This is a genomic window from Bacillus sp. FSL M7-1345, assembly GCF_038006985.1.
In the GTDB taxonomy this organism is placed as follows: Bacteria; Bacillota; Bacilli; order Bacillales; family Bacillaceae_G; genus Bacillus_A; species Bacillus_A cereus_U.
On sequence record NZ_JBBOWG010000001.1, the window covers coordinates 181424 to 198486 of the forward strand.

The window sequence follows — 17063 nt, forward strand, 5'->3', positions numbered from 1 at the left end:
TTGTTTAGGGGGTTATTGAAGTGTATGTTATTAAAAAACTATCGGTTATGGTGTTTACGCTATGGGTCATTACGACAGTAACATTTTTAATTATGCATATTATTCCAGGGGATCCATTTTCGTCAGATGCGAAAATCTTTCCTGAAGAAGTGATACAAAACATGAGAGCTAAGTATCACCTTGATGAACCGTTATGGAATCAGTATGTTGCTTATTTGGATGGGGTAGTTCATTTTGATTTTGGTGAATCTGTTCAATCAACAGGTCAAGGTGTATCGGAAATTATAACAACTGGTTTTGGACCGTCGGCAATTATTGGTTTACAAGCACTTGTTATTTCATTGTTAGTCGGAATTGCCGCAGGTACATTTGCCGCGCTATATCATGGGAAAGTGATTGATTATAGTGTGAGCTTGCTTGCGATTCTCGGTATTTCTATTCCTAGTTTTATTTTAGCGCCACTATTTATACAAGTGTTCGCCATCCAATTTGAATTACTACCAGTGGCGTCGTGGGGAACGTTTGAGCATACTGTATTACCTTCTTTCGCATTAGCGCTCGGGCCAATCGCAGTTATTACAAGATTTGTTCGCTCTAATATGATTGAAGTGTTGCAGAGTGATTATATTAAGCTAGCGAGAGCGAAAGGTATACCAATTAAGAAAATCATTATAAGACATGCTCTTCGAAATGCAATTGTTCCGGTACTTACATTTGTTGGCCCATTAATGGCTGGACTTTTAACAGGAACTTTCGTTATTGAAAAAATCTTTTCAATTCCTGGTTTAGGAAAATATTTTGTAGATAGTATTTTTAACCGAGATTATCCGGTAATTATGGGAACAACCATTTTCTATAGTTCCCTATTAATTGTATGTATTTTTATTACAGATATCATTCATCGTATTGTTGATCCGCGTATTCGTTCTATTACGTAAGGAGGGGAATGTTTAAATGGGGGCTTATGAAATTAATGACCAGTTATTAACGAATGAAGAGAAAAAAGAATTAACGATAAATAAAGATCAGCAAACGATTAGCCGAAAAAAGGAAGTGTTTCGCAAGTTTATATCAAACCCTATAGCAGTTTTAGGGGCAGTGACGTTATTACTAATTATTGTTTTCTCGCTTATTGGCGAAAGTTTAACGTCATTTACTGCGAGTGAACAAGTAAAAGAAGCAACTAATTTACCGCCTAGTAGTGAGCATTGGTTCGGAACAGACGATTTAGGGAGAGATATTTGGGCGCGTACTTGGGCTGGTGGGAAAATTTCATTAACAGTTGGATTGGTAGCGGCAGCTCTTGATATAGGGCTTGGTGTACTTATCGGAGGTTTTAGTGGATATGTGAGAGGGCGTAATCGTCTTGGAACGTTAATTGATGAGTGGATTATAAGAGGGATTGAAGTGTTATACGGTATCCCATATTTATTAATTGTTATTTTACTATTAATCGTTATGAAACCAGGACTTTTTACAATTATAATCGCCCTTGCGTTAACGGGATGGATTGGCATGGCACGTCTCATTAGAGCACAAGTCTTGTCTTTAAAGCAAAGAGAATTTGTTATCGCAGCAGAGCGATTAGGTACACCTCATATGAAAATTATATATGGGCATTTAATTCCAAACTTAACAGGGATTATTATCGTAAATTTATCATTTACAATTCCAGCAGCTATTTTCTCAGAATCATTTTTAAGTTTTATCGGACTTGGAGTACAATCACCAGCAGCGAGCTGGGGCACGATGACGAACGATGCACTCGGGACATTACTAAGCGGAGAATGGTGGCAACTTTTCTTCCCGGCAATCATGATTGCACTAATCATGTTCGCATTTAATGCGATTGGTGATGGTTTGCAAGATGCGATTGATCCGAAAATCGTAAAACGTAATCGAAAGGAGAAAAAACATGGCACAAATCTTATCTTTAGAAAACGTAACGTTGGCCGTTGAAAAAGAGAATAGTAAGCAAGCAATTGTGAAGCATGTTTCCTTTTCTATTAACGAAGGTGAAATAGTTGCACTTGTTGGAGAAAGTGGTTCAGGAAAAAGTGTTACAGCACAATCAATTATCGGCTTAAATCAAGAATCGATTCATATTGATGATGGAAATATATCTTTCCAATCAAAGGAATTAACGGATTTACAAGAATCAGAATGGAATCAAATTCGCGGGAAAGATATTTCCTTTATCTTTCAAGACCCGCTTTCATCTTTAAATCCGACGATGAAGGTGGGAAGACAAATTACAGAAGTAATTGTGCAGCATGAAAAGAAATCGAAAAAAGAGGCAAAAGAAATTGCAATTAACTTACTAAATGATTTAGGGATACATGAAGCAGAGAAACGCTTTGAACAATACCCGTATCAGTTAAGCGGAGGTATGAGGCAGCGTATTTGTTTAGCAATTGCGTTTGCATGTCACCCGAAGCTCGTTATTGCAGATGAACCTACAACGGCGTTAGATGTAACAATTCAAAAACAAATTATGGGGTTATTAAAAGAGCGAAAAGAAAAACAAAATACGAGTATTTTATTAATTACTCACGATTTGGCACTTGTGCGTGAAATAGCTGACCGAGTAGTTGTTATGTACGGGGGGCGTATTGTTGAAAAAGGAACGATAGGGGAAGTAATTGGCTCTCCTAAGCATCCTTACACGAAAAGCTTATTGCAAGCAATTCCAAATATGGATGATTCAGAAAAGGTACTTAGAGCAATTGAGGGAACAACACCTTCAATTGAAACGTTAAATAGTTTTGGGTGCCCGTTTGTGAATCGTTGTCCAGTAGCGATAAAAGAATGTATTCATCGTTTCCCAGAGAGAACAACATATTCTGAGGAGCATAGTTCACATTGCTGGCAGCATATTCTGGAGCATAATAAAGCGAAATCAAAAAAGAAGGTGAATGCTTCATGACGACAGATTTAATAGCTGTAAAACAAGTCACAAAAACATATGGAAGTAAAAATAAAGAAATTGCGGCGCTAAAAGGTATATCACTTTCTATTCCGAAAGGAACAACTCTTGGCATTATCGGAGAAAGTGGTTCAGGAAAAACAACACTTGGTAAGCTCATAGCTGGGATTGAAAAACCAACGTCTGGTGAAATTGATTATAACGGTCAAGTTGTTCACACGCTGAAGTCAGCTAATAAGCGGAATTTCTTACAGAAAGTACAGTTTATTTTTCAAGATTCCACAGCTGCATTAAATCCGCGCTGGAAAGTACGCGATAGCGTAACGGAAGGATATATTTCATTCGGTTTAGGCGATAAAGGATTGAAAGATAAAGTCGCAGGTGATGCACTAGAGCGTGTTGGATTAGATAGACGATATATTGATCGTTATCCCCACGAATTTAGCGGTGGACAACGTCAACGTATTGCCATTGCAAGAGCGCTATTATGTGAGCCAGAAGTATTAATCCTTGATGAACCAATTTCAGCATTAGATGTTTCACTGCAAATCCAAATTGTACATTTGCTGCAAAAGATTCAAAAGGAACAAGGCTATACATATTTATTTATCGCACATGATTTACCGATGGTTCACTATTTATGTGAAAAAGTGGCTGTCTTATACAAAGGAGAACTTGTTGAATTTGGAAATACGGAAGAAGTATTCCGTAATCCACAACATTCTTATACAAAAACATTATTAGCATCAACACCAAAAATTTCAGGTTAAAGGAGAATGTAGGATGAAGAAGTTTTTACTGTTTGTCATTATGACTGTTTTAGCAATAACTTCTGTCGCTTGCGGTAAGAAAGAGACGCAAAAGGCAAGTGCTGGTAAGGGGGAAGGAGATCGATTAGTAACGAATATTAGTAGTGATCCATATACACTTGATTCCGCTATTGCGACAGATAGCACGTCAGGTTATGTAATTGGGCAGTTGTTTTCAAGTTTATATACGCAAGATAGTGACGGGAAATATCAAAATGAATTAGCAGAGAAAGAAGAAGTAAATGCTGATGGAACTGAATATACAATACATTTAAAGAAAGATATTAAATGGTCAGATGGTTCTCCTATTACAGCAAATGATTTTGAGTTCGCATGGAAGCGATTATTAAATCCGAAAACGGGTTCTATGAATGCGACAGAAATGTATTTTATTAAAGGAGCAGAGGCATATAATACTGGAAAAGGTGAAGAAGGCCAAGTTGGTATTCAAGTCGTTGATCCTCAAACATTAAAGGTAACGCTTGAGCACCCAGTTGCTTCTATTAAACAAAAGTTAGCAAGTTCATTATTTATTCCATTATCTAAAAAATCAATTGATGATAACAATAAATTAAAAACAGATCCAAAAGAGTTAATTACGAACGGACCATTCACATTAAAAGAATGGAAGCATAACCAAGCAATTACAGTACAAAAAAATAAAGAATACTACGATAAAAAGGTAACATTAAAAGAAATTGAGTTTCGTATTATTCCAGATTCTAAAACAGCGTATCAATTGTACAAATCAAAAGAATTAGATTTATTAAGTGGCTTACCACAAGAGATGATTGAGAAAGAAAAAGGGAATAAAGAATATAAACGTGTTGCGGGATTCTCATCTTATATTTACTCGTTTAACGTAGAAAAAGAGCCGTTTACAAATGCGAAAGTACGTAAAGCATTTTCATTAGCGGTTGATCGTAAGTTCATCGTTGAAAAATTGTATAAAAATAATGCACAAGAAGCATATGCATTCGTTCCAGAAGGGGCAAAAACACAAGGTGGTCGTGATTTCCGTAAAGAAAAAGGCGATTACATAAAATTTGATTCAGCGGAAGCGAAAAAATTATTAGAAGAAGGTATGAAAGAACAAGGATGGTCTACATTACCTGAAGTAACATTAAAATTCACTACAGATACACAACATAAAAAAGTAGCAGAAGCAATGCAAGAAATGTTTAAGAAAAATCTTGGAGTAGATATTAAATTAGAAAATAAAGAATGGAAGAGTTACATCGACACATATAAGCAAAGTGATTTCCAATTAGCTTATATGGGATGGGGCGGCTCTCTATTAGATCCAATTACTAAACTAGATTTATATGCAGGTGATGGTCCGAATAACTATGCAAAATGGCATAATAAAGAATTCGACGCTTTAGTAAAAGAAGCAGAAGTTGAACAAAACGAGGATAAGCGTTTTGACTTATTGCATAAAGCGGAAGATATTATGTTTGATGATACACCGTTAATCCCAGTTATTTTCCCAAGTGCTTCATATTTACAAAAATCATCAGTATCTGGCGTCCAATTCATTATCGGTTCTAGTCCAGAACTAAGATACGTAAAAATTAAAAAATAAAGAAGTAGGCAACCGCCTACTTCTTTATTTTATTTCGCGTTTATATTCTTTTTTCGTTCCATCAGAAAAGACAACTTCTAAATCGAATTTTTGGTAGTCTTTATCAAGTTTGAACACATTTACTACTTGATCGATTACTTCTTGGTCAGGAGTATCTTTATTAAATTTCAGCTCTTGTAGAAGAGGGCTTAATTTCGTAATAGCCTCGTCACCTGTGAACTTTACATCTGTTTTATGGTCTTCAATTTTTGCTTCCATTTTCTTATCCGCGGCTACATTTTTATAATCAGCTTCGTAGTCTTTCTTCGTATCTTGATAGTCTGCTTTTAAATCAAATTCATTAAAGTTTAGTTTTAAATCTGCAGGAGCCTCATTTTTTGCTTCTTCAGTTGTCTTTTTATTAGAAGTTGTATCTTCTTTTGCAGGAGCTTTACATCCTGTTAATGCAGGTACTAGCATAAGAGCTAATAAAGCTGATAGTAAAATTCTCATTATAAATTCCTCCTTATGTAACTTCTTTCTATACAAGTTTTTCCCAATTTCATGTAATTATGTATGTGTTGAAAATAAATTATTTTCTCATAGCTTTAAGGGTTAATCCGCAATTTAAATCAAAAATGATTTGTATGTATATGGTAAATTGAAGTTGTAAGGAGGTACTGAAATGCATGAAGAATATAAAGAGATGATAAAAAAAGCGATTGAATATATAGAGAATCATTTACATGAAGAGCTTACAACAGAAAGAGTGGCATTTCACGGTGCAGTATCGATGTACCATTTTCATCGTATTTTTCAAAGTTATATCGGGATGAGTGTAACGGATTATGTTCGTAAGAGAAGATTAACTCATGCTGCACAGGCTTTAGTATCGACTGAAAGAGCAGTCATTGATATTGCAGTGCAATATGGCTTTTCCTCACAAGAGGCATTTACTAGAGCTTTTAAAAGAATGTTTCAATTACCACCAAAAAAATATCGACAGTACTTCCAGTCATTTTATATAGAAAGAGAGGGCGTTTCAATGGAAAAAGGTATACCGAAAGGATGGGTATTAAGTGGAAGTCATCCTGCTGAATATGAGATGGGTTTAGATTACGAAGTTGTTCATCAAGGAAAAGTATCTGCATATATAAAAGGAAAAGAGAACGTTACACACGGAGGGTTTTCAACATTAATGCAAATGTTCCGAGCGGATAAATATGTAGGTAAGAGATTACGTTTAACAGCATTTATTAAGAGTGAGAGTGTAAGAGACTGGGCGGGATTATGGATGCGAGTAGATGGAAAAGATACAGAGCCACTTGCTATGGATAACATGCAAAATCGCCCAATCAAAAATACGAATAACTGGCAATCGTACTCGGTTGTATTAGATATAAAAGAAGAAGCACTTGGTATTGCATTTGGTGTTTTATTATCAGGAGAAGGTTGTGTGTGGCTAGATAGTATTCGATTTGATGAAGTGGATGAAAAAATTCCTTCAACAGATTTGGCAGAAAACTTTTATGAAACACTCCTAGAAGAGCCGGTGAATCTGCAATTTGAAGAAATAGAAAATTAAAAAGTAAGGAGAAAAGATATGCTCGAATATGTAAAACTAATAAGTATTAGTTTAGTAGTATCGTCTTGTATTATGGGAATTAACTATTTAATTAGCTATCTTTGGTCAGGGCATATACCTTCTTTGACGTGGAGAACATATTTGATGTTTATGGTTATATTTATGATGAGTTTTGGTTCAATACAAAAAGAGAGCTATGAAGAGAGTTGATAATCGTCCTTTTAGTCTTCTTAGTATTAATACATATGTATTTATCACTGCATTGGAAAAACAGGTTTGCCGTTCGGGGTTATTTCCCGCAACATACGCAGCGAATGGTTATTACACAATAATATTTGGTGGAGTTAATTTAGAGAAAAATATTATTTCGTTATCATTTATTATACTAGTTACATAATTGGTAGCGGGAATCGCTATAGGTATAAAAGGAATAGTAAAGGGAAGAGGTTTTGTAGCTAAAGACGTATAAAGTAAAAAAGGTATCCTTCATGTGGATACCTTTTTTACTAGCGTTTGTTATTTTGCAACTTCTGTCCACTTGTAGTTAAATTCACCGCCGAAGTCAGTTGTTACAAGTCCTTTAATAAATCCGCGTTGTAAGTAAGAACGGCCTTGTTGGTATAAAGGAGCGACAGCACCATCTTGTAATAAGATTTTTTCAGCTTGCTTCATTGCTTCAAAGCGTGCTTTTTCATCACCAGCTAAATCAGTTTTTACTTTACGAATAAGCTCGTCGTACTCTTTGTTAGAGTATTTATCGAAGTTATAAGCACTATCTGTTGTGAATAGATCTAAGAATGTAATAGGATCCGCGAAGTCAGGGCCCCAGCCATCGATTCCGATTTCGTAATCACCACTTAATAGTAGTTTTAACTGTTGTTTACGTGGTTGAGGCTTTAAGTTCACTGTTAATCCATCTAGATTCTTTTCTAATTCACCTTTTAAATATTCACCAGTCTTTTTAGCTAAAGCATTATCACTTGTTAATAGTTCAATTGTTACTTTGTCAGTACCAAGTTCTTGTTTCGCTTTTTTCCAGTTTTCTTTTGCAGATTTCACATCATCTTTTACTAGATTTCCATTCTCTTTACGGAAGTCATTACCGTCTGGACTTTTTGCGAATTTCGCAGGAACCATTCCTTCTGCTGGGATTGCACCGTTATTTAAAATTGTTTCTACGTAAGCTTTCTTATTCATCGCTTCGTTAATAGCAAGACGTGCATGTTGATTCTTTAGTACTGTATTTTTTTGATTCAGTCGTAAGAATTGAATACCTACTTCAGCGCGTTCTTTGAAGTTTGCATCGTTTTTATATTTATCAACAAACTCCGCAGTTAAAGCAACACGATCAATTTGTCCTGAATCATATAAGTTAACTTCTGTAGACTTATCTTTAACGACATTGAAGTTGATTTCTTCTAGTTTTACAGTTTTAGCATCCCAATAGTTAGGATTCTTTTTCAATTGGAAGCTTTGTTCGTGTTTCCAGTTATCTAACGTGAAAGCACCGTTGTAAATTAAATGATTCGTTTCTAAACCGTATTTATCACCTTGAGATTTTAAATATTCTTCATTAATTGGTAAGAATGTTGAAAATGTTGTTAAGCTTAAGAAGTAGGGAACAGGGCGCTCCAGTTGTACTTCTAAAGTTTTATCATCAAGAGCTTTAACACCTAATTGATCGATCGCTGCTTCTTTTTGGTTTATTTGTTTCGCATTTTTTATATCAAAGAATAAGAATGCATATTCAGCAGCTGTTTCAGGATTTACGGCACGTTGCCAAGCGAAGACAAAGTCTTTTGCTGTAACAGGAGTACCGTTTGACCATTTTGAATCACGAAGATGGAAAGTATACTTTGTTTTATCTGGACTAATGTCAACCGACTCAGCAACACCAGGAATCGGTGTATTATCTTCTCCCATTGCATATAAACCTTCAAAAACATTTCTCATTACGTTCATGGATTCCCCGTCCGTTGCTTTTGCAACATCCATTGTTGGGATTTCTGAAGCGAATGATAAGTTAATCGCTTGTTTATTAGGTGCTTTATCGTTTGCTTTCGCTCCGCTTGCATTATCTTTATTTCCTCCGCAAGCTGTTAGTAGTAGACTTACCCCTAAAACAGATGCAACAACAGGTACAACTTTTTTCTTCATTGTTCTTTCCTCCCTAAATGTGTTGTTCGTAACGTCATAATGTCCATGTCTTGAAGTAGCTATAGAAGGAGATAAAACCTATCATGAATATTTGTTTATAGGTAATCAGGTGTTCTATATGTATATACATGTTGAACTATAATCTATCGTTATATGTTTCAACATAGTAGACATTACATTCTTATGATAAAATATTTCGTTTCTTTGATTATTTAGAATATTAACATTGGAAAGAACTATATGTCAATAATAAAAATAGAATGTTAATTTCTTGAAATAATATATTGAAAAAGTAGATTCCCGTGTATTAAGGAACCTACTTTTAATGTATTTTATGAAAAAATAATTAGTATGGTGGAATAACGTTGATCAAAGTTACAATTTAATTTTCGATTTTTGCCCACTTGAAGTTTAACTGGCCTGCAAAGTCAACTTGCACAATTCCTTTTACATAAGAACGCTCTAGATAAGATTCTCCCTTTTGGTAAAGAGGAGCGATAACAGAGTCCTTAAATAATATTTTTTCTGATGCTAGTAACGCTTCCCAGCGAGCTTTTTCATCACCAGCCAAGGTAGTTTTAACTTTTTCAATTGTGTCATCAAACTCTTTATTAGAGTAATGGTCTAAGTTGTAAGGGTTATTCGTTGTAAACAATTCAAGGAATGTAATTGGATCAGCAAAGTCAGGACTCCAACCGTCAATTCCAATTTCGTAATCACCTTTTAATAAGAGTGAAACTTGTTGTTTACGTGGTTGCGGTTTTATATTTACTGTTAAGCCATCTAAATTCTTTTCTAGTTGTCCTTTTAGGAACTCACCAGTTTTCTTTTCAAGGTCACCATCACTAGTTAGTAATTCTAATGTGATTTTTTCAGATCCAAGTTCTTGTTTTGCCTTTTTCCATAATTCTTGTGCAGATTTTGTATCGATTTTTGTTAAATCGCCGTTTGCAGTACGGAAGTCTGTTCCGTCAGGTCCTTTTGCAAAGTTTTTTGGAACGAGACTATTAGCTGGTGTAGAGCCATCGTTTAATAACGTATTTACAAAAGATTTTCGGTCAATTGTCTGAGCAATCGCTTGGCGTGCAGAGACATTTTGAAGTACTTTGTTTTGTTGATTCATACGTAAAAATTGTACGCCTACATTTGGACGTTCTTTAAAGTCCTCATCATTTTTATACTTATCAACGAAATCAGATGTTAATTTTATACGGTCTAATTGTTTTGATTCAAATAAATTTACTTCCGTTGATTTCTCTTTTACAACGTTGAAATTGATTTCTTCGAGTTTGACATTATCTTTATCCCAATAGGTAGGGTTTTTCTTGAATTTAAAGCTTTGTTCATGCTTCCAATCGTTTAGTGTAAAAGCTCCGTTGTATAAGATTTTATTATCTTCTAAAGCGTACTTATCACCTTGTGCTTTAAAGAATTCCTCGTTGATTGGTAGAAATGTTGGGAACGCCGTTAAGCTAATAAAATAGGGAACAGGACGCTCTAATTCTACTTCAAACGTATGGTCATCAACTGCTTTTACACCAAGTTGATCGGCTGGAAGCTCTTTACTATTAATTTTTTTAGCGTTTTTAATATCAAAGAATAAAAAAGCATATTCAGAGGCTGTTGCTGGATCAACAGCTCTTTGCCAAGCGAAGACAAAATCTTTCGCTGTTACAGGTGTGCCGTTCGACCATTTTGAATCTCGTAAATGGAATGTGTATTTCGTTTTATCGCCACTCACTTCATGAGCTTTTGCAGCGCCAGGAACAGGTTTATTACCTTCGCCAAGATTGTATAAACCTTCAAATACGTTTCTCATTACCTGACCAGAATCAGTATCTGTAGCACGAGCCGTATCCATTGTTCGAATCTCAGTAGGTGAAGATAAGTTTAAAACTTGTTTACTAGGTGCCTCATCTTTTGCATTTGCTCCGCTCGCTTCGTTTTTATAACTACCGCAACCAGATAATAAAATACTTACTCCTACAACTGATGCAATACCGGGTACAAACTTCTTTTTCATTTGATTTTCCTCCTAAATAGTTAATAAGATTGGATGATGATGAGGGAAATGAAAAACAAAAAATCCCTCTTTTCGTATTGAGAAAGAGGGATTTCTACGTACAAGTTATGCACCCGTATATAAACGAAGTCCCTCATTCTATCTTTCAAGCACAAAGCTTGCAGGAAGTGGCACAGTATTCAAAATGAACCTGCTGCCGAGGTTTCAAAGGGCCAGTCCCTCCACCTCTCTTGATACAATGAGTAAACAAATAAATTTTATTAATTTTTGTGTTTCTTTGATAATTCAAAATATTACACCTTAGATAATGAAGTGTCAATCGAATGAAATATAGTTTAAATTTTCAGTTTTATTGAAAATAAAAAAACCACTGCATATGGCAGTGGTTTCCTTACTAAAAGTTAAAGTTATCTGGATCTGGACCAACGCGATGATTTTCATTTAAAGCTTGAATTGCTTTCATATCATCCGAGCTTAATTCAAAATCGAAGATGTTTGCATTTTCAATAATGCGGTGTTCTTTAATAGACTTAGGGATTGTTACAACTTCATTTTGTAGATCCCAACGTAAAATAACTTGTGCAGTCGATTTATTATATTTTGTAGCGATTTCTTGTAATGTTGGGTGATCAAGTAGCTGCCCCTGCATTAATGGTGACCAAGCTTCAAGTTGAATGCTATGTTCTTTACAGAAAGCATGTAGTTCTTCTTGTGCCAAACGTGGGTGGTATTCCACTTGGTTAACCATTGGTTTAATTTCTGCAATTTCAAATACGTCTTGCAGATGATGAATATGGAAATTACTCACACCGATAGCACGAACACGACCGTCTTTATAAAGTTTCTCTAAAGCTTTCCATGATTCAGTGTATTTTCCTTTTACAGGCCAATGCACTAAGTATAGATCTAAATATTCTAGACCTAATTTTTCTAATGTAGTTTCAAATGCTTGTAATGTTGACTCGTAACCTTGATCACTATTCCACACTTTTGAAGTGATGAATAACTCTTCACGAGGAATACCAGATTCGCGAATTGCCTGTCCAACGCCTTCTTCGTTTTTATATATGGCAGCAGTATCGATGCTGCGGTATCCATTTTTTATAGCTGCTTTTACAGAATCAATTACTTCTGTACCATCTTCAACTTTAAAAACACCTAAGCCGAACCAAGGCATTTTCACGCCGTTATGTAATGTTGTATAGTCGTTTAAACTTGTTAAAGTCATATTAATTCCCCCTAGCTTTTTTATTGGTCGCTTCAACTGCTTGTTGAATGACTTCTGAAAAATTATTTTCATATAGAACTTTTAAGCCTTCAGCCGTTGAACCTCCTGGTGTTGTTACTTGTTCGCGGAGCATAGCTGGATCCTGATTTTGCTGGAGCATAGCGGCAGAGCCAGCAATCATTTGAATGACAAGGTGTTTTGCTGTTTCCTCATCAATACCATAGCTTTTCGTTGCTTCAATTAAACCTTCAGCAAAGTGATAGAGAAAAGCAGGTGCACTACCAGTAACTGCGGTAAGTTGGTGAACTTCCTCTTCGGTACAAAACTGTGAGGTACCAATACCTTTTAAAAGAAGTTGTAACGTTTCATGATGTCTTTCATCTACGGAATTTCCCGTCGTGTATAAGGAGATAGACTTTCCAATGCCAGCAGCTGTATTAGGCATAATCCAGGCAACAGGTGTGTTTTCTGGGAGTCTAGCTTCTAAATAAGATGGGCCAATGCCAGCAGCTACTGTTACAACAAGTTGATTTGATATTAACGGAGATAACTCTGCTAATAGCTCTTCATGTGCAGAAGGCGGCATTGCTAAAACAATCGTATCTACAGATTTAATATGCTGCTTCCAATCCGTTGTAATCGAGAGATCATATTGAGTTTGTAATTGTGTTAGTTTTTCTCTGTTACTTCGGTTGGAAACAATAATTTCTTCGATGTATTCTTTACTTGTTGTAAGTAGTCCAGCAAATATAGCTTCTGCCATACGACCGGCACCAATAAATAAAATTCGATGTTTATTAGGCATATCCTTTATTCCTTTCTGATGAGAATATGTTATAAAAAACGATACCATTTTTAAGAGAATTTTGTAAAAAGAAACGGCTTATAGTAGAGGGAATACAATTGGAGAGAGGGCAGGTTATATAAAAAGGGCTATGAAGATTATTATATTTGAAAAATAGTTATAATCAAAAATCCCTGAAGCATTTATGCTTCAGGGATTGATAAATTATAAGCTTATGCTTTCGTCATACCAAGCAATACAGCGCCGCCGATAATTAAAACACTACCTAGTGCAATAAAGATCAATTGACGTTTTGTTTTCTTTTCACCTAAGAAGACAATCGCACCGAATGTTGAGATAACGATTCCAGTTTGAGATAATGGGAAGCTTGTTGCTACTCCAACACGTGGTAATGAAAGAAGTAAGAATAAGTTTCCTGTTCCCCATAGTAAACCAGATAAAGCATTACGCATTGCATATTTGTTAAATGGTTTATGTTTAGATGTCAGTACAACCGCACCAACAAACATACCAACTGCCTGTGGTAAAATAGCAGACCAACCATCAATGTTATACCAACGAATAATAATTACATATACAAGATAACCGAAAGTAGAAACAATTAAAGTAAGAAGTCCCTTTTTCAATTGTCCCGGTGGCTGTGCATTTTCTTTATCATCTAGTGATGTGAATACAACACCAACTACGATTAATAGGATTGCAATCGTTCCCAGAACAATCGTTGTAGTAGTAGTCCACTCACGAAAAGCGATAACGCCAAAGATAGAAGTTGCAACAAGTTGCATACCAGTAGAAATAGTTACAGTAGTTGAAACACCTAGTTTTTCAACTGTTTTTAATTGGTTTACTTGTCCTAAAGCCCAGAATAAACCTGAAATAAAGCCAACAATCAAGACTGTCATTGTTAAAGTTGGTTGAGTAAATACATACATAATTGTTGCGAAGAATAGAGCACCGATTGTCATACCTACCGTTTGGCTATATGCACCACCGCCCATTTTTACGCTTACTAATAAGATGTTTCCCCATGCGATTGCAGGAAGAAGCGCTAATAAAATGTCCATTACAAGACTCCCTTCGGTTTTCTATACCAATATAATTACATATCGTTCTAACGATCGGTAATGCCCCACTAATAGAGTAGAAGATTACCGATCGCTAAAACAGGATGAAGAATTCACGATATAAATGCGTTTTCATTTCTTCATTTTTTGAAACACTTTCATATAATAACAGGAAATTACCTATTTTAGAAAGTGAATTCAAATAAAATGTATATTTAAATAAGAGGTAAAATTCAGTCATTAATCAAATCATTTTATTTTTCGGGAAATAAAAAGCAACTTTTGTCGAAAGTTGCTTTAAGAAGTAGTAATTCTGCTATTAATGAGTTGAATACATAGTAAGAATAGAAGGGACATACTAATCGTTATGATTACAAGTGTCCAAGCTAGTTGCATATTACTTGCATCAATAGCCATATAAATCGCCGTTGGAATCGTCTGAGTTTTGCCAGGTATATTTCCTGCAAACATTAAAGTTGCACCAAATTCACCAAGTGCGCGAACAAAGCTTAAAATCATACCACTTAGTAACGCAGGAAATGCAAGCGGGAGTGTGACATGTAGAAAAACTTGGTATTCACTTGCACCAAGATCGCGCGCGCCATCTTCAATTTGTACATTTGCGATAGAAAATCCTGTTTTTGCTGATTGGTACATGAGCGGAAATGCAACAACTGTAGAAGCAATGATAGCAGCAGTAGATGTAAACATAATGGACTGCTGAAATAATGATTCAATCCACTTTCCAATGGGACTGTTATTTCCGAAAATGATAATTAGAAAAAAGCCGATAACAGTTGGTGGAAGCACCATTGGTAATAAGAAAATAGTTTCTAGTAGTACTTTATATCGCCACGAGGAGCGCGCTAATGCTCGTCCAATAATCGTTCCCAGAATCGTAACGATAATGGTGGCGCACGCAGCTACTCGTAAAGATAGAAAGACAGGTGACAAAATTGTATCAAAGCTCATAGCAATTATGGCAGGAGTGTAAATCCATATTTCTTAAAGATAGATTGTGCATCTTTTGACTGTAAATATTCATAGAATGAAGTCGCCTCTTTCTTATGCTTAGATTCCTTTATAACACCTAAAGGATAGTGGATTGGCTCATGAGAATTAGCCGCTGCCGCCTCTACAATTTTCACCTTGTCTGAAACGAGAGCGTCTGTTTTATATACAATACCAGCATCAACATTACCTGTTTCTACATATGTTAACACTTGGCGAACATCTTTTGTAAATACGATTTTATTTTGAACGTCATTCCAAAGATTTTCATGTGTGAGAGAAGCTTTTGCATATTTTCCTGCAGGTACGGATTCGGGTGTACCAAGTGCGATTTTCTTGATTTTCTCATCTTTTAAATCTTGAAATTTTGTAAGAGAACTATCTTTTGGAACGACTAGAACTAGTTCATTTCCAAGAAGGTTTTTCCCTTCTTTTTCATTAATGAATCCTTTTTTAACAAGGGTTTGGAATTTATCTTCTGCTGCAGAGAAGAATAAATCAGCAGGCGCACCTTGTTCAATTTGTTGTTGAAGTGCACCAGAAGCACCGAAGTTAAAAGAAAGCTTAATGTTTGGTTCTTTTTCTTTATATTGCTGTTCAATTTCTTTTAATGCATCTTGTAAACTTGCAGCCGCTGATATAGTCAGCTCCACTGATTCTCCCTCTTTAGCAGCTGACTTTTCTTCGCTTGAACAAGCTACACTGAATATAAGAAGAAAAGAAAGTATAAGTACCCCAATGGATCGTAATGTAAATTTGTTCATAAAAAATCCCCCTTCGTTTACTAAATTAATTATAACTAAATATAACTAATTATAACTAGTTATAATTGAATATAATTTGAACGATATAGTTGTTTTTAAAAACTAGGAGAAATATTCTTTTCTTTGTTACAATGAAGGGAGAAAGTGAGGAATCGTCTATGGATCATCATTCCTACACAACGGAAGAAGTAGCAAAGCGATTAAAAGTATCAAAATTAACTGTATACGACCTAATTAAAAAAGGAGAACTTCCTTCTTATAGGGTTGGTAGACAAATGCGTATTGATGCAGCGGATTTAGAACAATATATCAAGCAAATGAAAACAGGTAAGGTGCAATTTACTTCTGTAAAGAAGTACGAAATTAGTAGTTCGAATACACGCATCATTAGTGGTCAAGAACTAACGTTAGATATGTTGGCAAAACATATAGAAAATCGTCTGCCAAATTCTAATATATTAAGAGCATATCAAGGTAGTTTAACGAGTTTAGTGAAGATGTACCAAGGAGAAGGAAGCGTCGTTAGCTTGCATTTATTTGATGGCGAAACAGGTACATATAATGTTCCGTACGTAAAGCGTATTTTAGTTGGACAACCATATATTATGATTAATTTATTAGCAAGAAATGTTGGGTTTTATGTGCAAAAAGGGAATCCACAAAATATAAAAACATGGGCTGATTTAGCTCAGTCATCTATACGATTTGTAAATCGAGAAAAAGGTTCTGGTATTAGGGTGTTAGTGGATGAGCAATTGCGAATTCAAAAATTAAGTAAAGATATTAACGGGTATGAATGGGAAGAATCGAATCATCTTGGTGTTGCCTCGCAAGTCGCGAATGGAAAAGCTGATGTTGGGGTAGGTTCAGAAAAGTTTTCCCAAATTGTGAACGTAGACTTTATTCCGATAATGAAAGAGCAGTATGATTTAGTACTTCTGAAGAATAAAGAAAATGAGGAACTTATTGAGGTTATAAAAGGGATTTTGCAATCTGAAGAGTTTCACAATGAATTAAAAGCAATTGGTGGATATGATATAAGCAAAACAGGCCAAATTATATATGAAACAAACTAAAAGGCTGCTTGTCTATAAGACGAGCAGCCTTTTCTATATAAAGGGGGTTGG

The 17063-nt window shown here is 35.3% G+C and carries 16 protein-coding genes, 1 pseudogene and 1 riboswitch; of the genes and pseudogenes, 9 read left to right on the forward strand and 8 right to left on the reverse strand.

Going from position 1 to position 17063, the window contains the following annotated elements:
- The first annotated feature begins 20 nt into the window (after positions 1-20).
- From MHB76_RS01055 to MHB76_RS01075, 5 genes are read left to right on the forward strand one after another with little or no spacing between them, the layout of a single operon-like run.
- The gene (locus MHB76_RS01055) at positions 21-938 is read left to right on the forward strand and encodes an ABC transporter permease (RefSeq protein WP_000289323.1); all 918 of its coding nucleotides are present in this window, start codon (positions 21-23) and stop codon (positions 936-938) included.
- Positions 939-954: 16 nt separating this feature from the next.
- A complete protein-coding gene (locus MHB76_RS01060) occupies positions 955-1959 on the forward strand; it encodes an ABC transporter permease (RefSeq protein ID WP_002202037.1) in 1005 nt (334 codons plus the stop codon).
- The gene (locus MHB76_RS01065) at positions 1916-2926 is read left to right on the forward strand and encodes an ABC transporter ATP-binding protein (protein WP_078173577.1); all 1011 of its coding nucleotides are present in this window, start codon (positions 1916-1918) and stop codon (positions 2924-2926) included. Before MHB76_RS01060 ends, MHB76_RS01065 begins: the two co-directional genes overlap by 44 nt.
- Positions 2923-3696, forward strand: a complete 774-nt coding sequence (locus MHB76_RS01070) for an ABC transporter ATP-binding protein (protein WP_070127835.1) — start codon at positions 2923-2925, stop codon at positions 3694-3696. Before MHB76_RS01065 ends, MHB76_RS01070 begins: the two co-directional genes overlap by 4 nt.
- Before the next feature lie 13 nt (positions 3697-3709).
- Positions 3710-5320 (forward strand): peptide ABC transporter substrate-binding protein, encoded by a 1611-nt coding sequence (locus tag MHB76_RS01075; RefSeq protein ID WP_002113368.1) that lies wholly within the window; start codon positions 3710-3712, stop codon positions 5318-5320.
- Between the two features lie 24 nt (positions 5321-5344).
- Here MHB76_RS01075 and MHB76_RS01080 read toward each other — a convergent pair whose 3' ends face one another.
- The gene (locus MHB76_RS01080) at positions 5345-5812 is read right to left on the reverse strand and encodes a YusW family protein (RefSeq protein WP_002113370.1); all 468 of its coding nucleotides are present in this window, start codon (positions 5810-5812) and stop codon (positions 5345-5347) included.
- Between the two features lie 172 nt (positions 5813-5984).
- On the opposite strand from MHB76_RS01080, the gene MHB76_RS01085 reads away from it, so the two are divergent.
- The 3 genes and pseudogenes from MHB76_RS01085 (at position 5985) to MHB76_RS01095 (ending at position 7353) form a co-directional block, all read left to right on the forward strand.
- The gene (locus MHB76_RS01085) at positions 5985-6884 is read left to right on the forward strand and encodes a helix-turn-helix domain-containing protein (protein WP_078173578.1); all 900 of its coding nucleotides are present in this window, start codon (positions 5985-5987) and stop codon (positions 6882-6884) included.
- Between the two features lie 18 nt (positions 6885-6902).
- Complete coding sequence (locus MHB76_RS01090) at positions 6903-7094, forward strand: hypothetical protein (protein WP_002159572.1); 192 nt, start codon at positions 6903-6905, stop codon at positions 7092-7094.
- Positions 7081-7353: pseudogene (locus MHB76_RS01095) on the forward strand (hypothetical protein). Before MHB76_RS01090 ends, MHB76_RS01095 begins: the two are co-directional and overlap by 14 nt.
- A 47-nt stretch (positions 7354-7400) precedes the next feature.
- On the opposite strand, the gene MHB76_RS01100 reads toward MHB76_RS01095, so the two are convergent.
- The 7 genes from MHB76_RS01100 to modA all read right to left on the reverse strand — a co-directional run bounded on the left by MHB76_RS01100 (position 7401) and on the right by modA (position 15936).
- Entirely contained in the window at positions 7401-9041 is a 1641-nt protein-coding gene (locus MHB76_RS01100; RefSeq protein ID WP_078173579.1) for a peptide ABC transporter substrate-binding protein, read from the reverse strand.
- A gap of 382 nt (positions 9042-9423) precedes the next feature.
- Complete coding sequence (locus MHB76_RS01105) at positions 9424-11064, reverse strand: peptide ABC transporter substrate-binding protein (protein WP_078173580.1); 1641 nt, start codon at positions 11062-11064, stop codon at positions 9424-9426.
- Positions 11065-11199: 135 nt separating this feature from the next.
- Positions 11200-11304: riboswitch (SAM riboswitch) on the reverse strand.
- Positions 11305-11458: 154 nt separating this feature from the next.
- Positions 11459-12292 (reverse strand): aldo/keto reductase, encoded by an 834-nt coding sequence (locus tag MHB76_RS01110; RefSeq protein ID WP_078173581.1) that lies wholly within the window; start codon positions 12290-12292, stop codon positions 11459-11461.
- A 1-nt stretch (position 12293) separates the two neighbouring features.
- Entirely contained in the window at positions 12294-13097 is an 804-nt protein-coding gene (proC, locus tag MHB76_RS01115) for a pyrroline-5-carboxylate reductase (protein WP_002113376.1), read from the reverse strand.
- Positions 13098-13309: 212 nt separating this feature from the next.
- Positions 13310-14161, reverse strand: coding sequence for a GRP family sugar transporter (locus MHB76_RS01120; RefSeq protein ID WP_002113377.1), 852 nt, complete (start codon positions 14159-14161; stop codon positions 13310-13312).
- A 297-nt stretch (positions 14162-14458) separates the two neighbouring features.
- Complete coding sequence (gene modB / locus MHB76_RS01125) at positions 14459-15133, reverse strand: molybdate ABC transporter permease subunit (RefSeq protein ID WP_002151307.1); 675 nt, start codon at positions 15131-15133, stop codon at positions 14459-14461.
- A 5-nt stretch (positions 15134-15138) separates the two neighbouring features.
- On the reverse strand, positions 15139-15936 hold the full coding sequence (gene modA / locus MHB76_RS01130; protein ID WP_002113379.1) for a molybdate ABC transporter substrate-binding protein: 798 nt from the start codon (positions 15934-15936) through the stop codon (positions 15139-15141).
- A gap of 131 nt (positions 15937-16067) precedes the next feature.
- On the opposite strand from modA, the gene MHB76_RS01135 reads away from it, so the two are divergent.
- Complete coding sequence (locus tag MHB76_RS01135) at positions 16068-17012, forward strand: substrate-binding domain-containing protein (RefSeq protein ID WP_033710535.1); 945 nt, start codon at positions 16068-16070, stop codon at positions 17010-17012.
- The last annotated feature ends 51 nt before the right edge of the window (positions 17013-17063 follow it).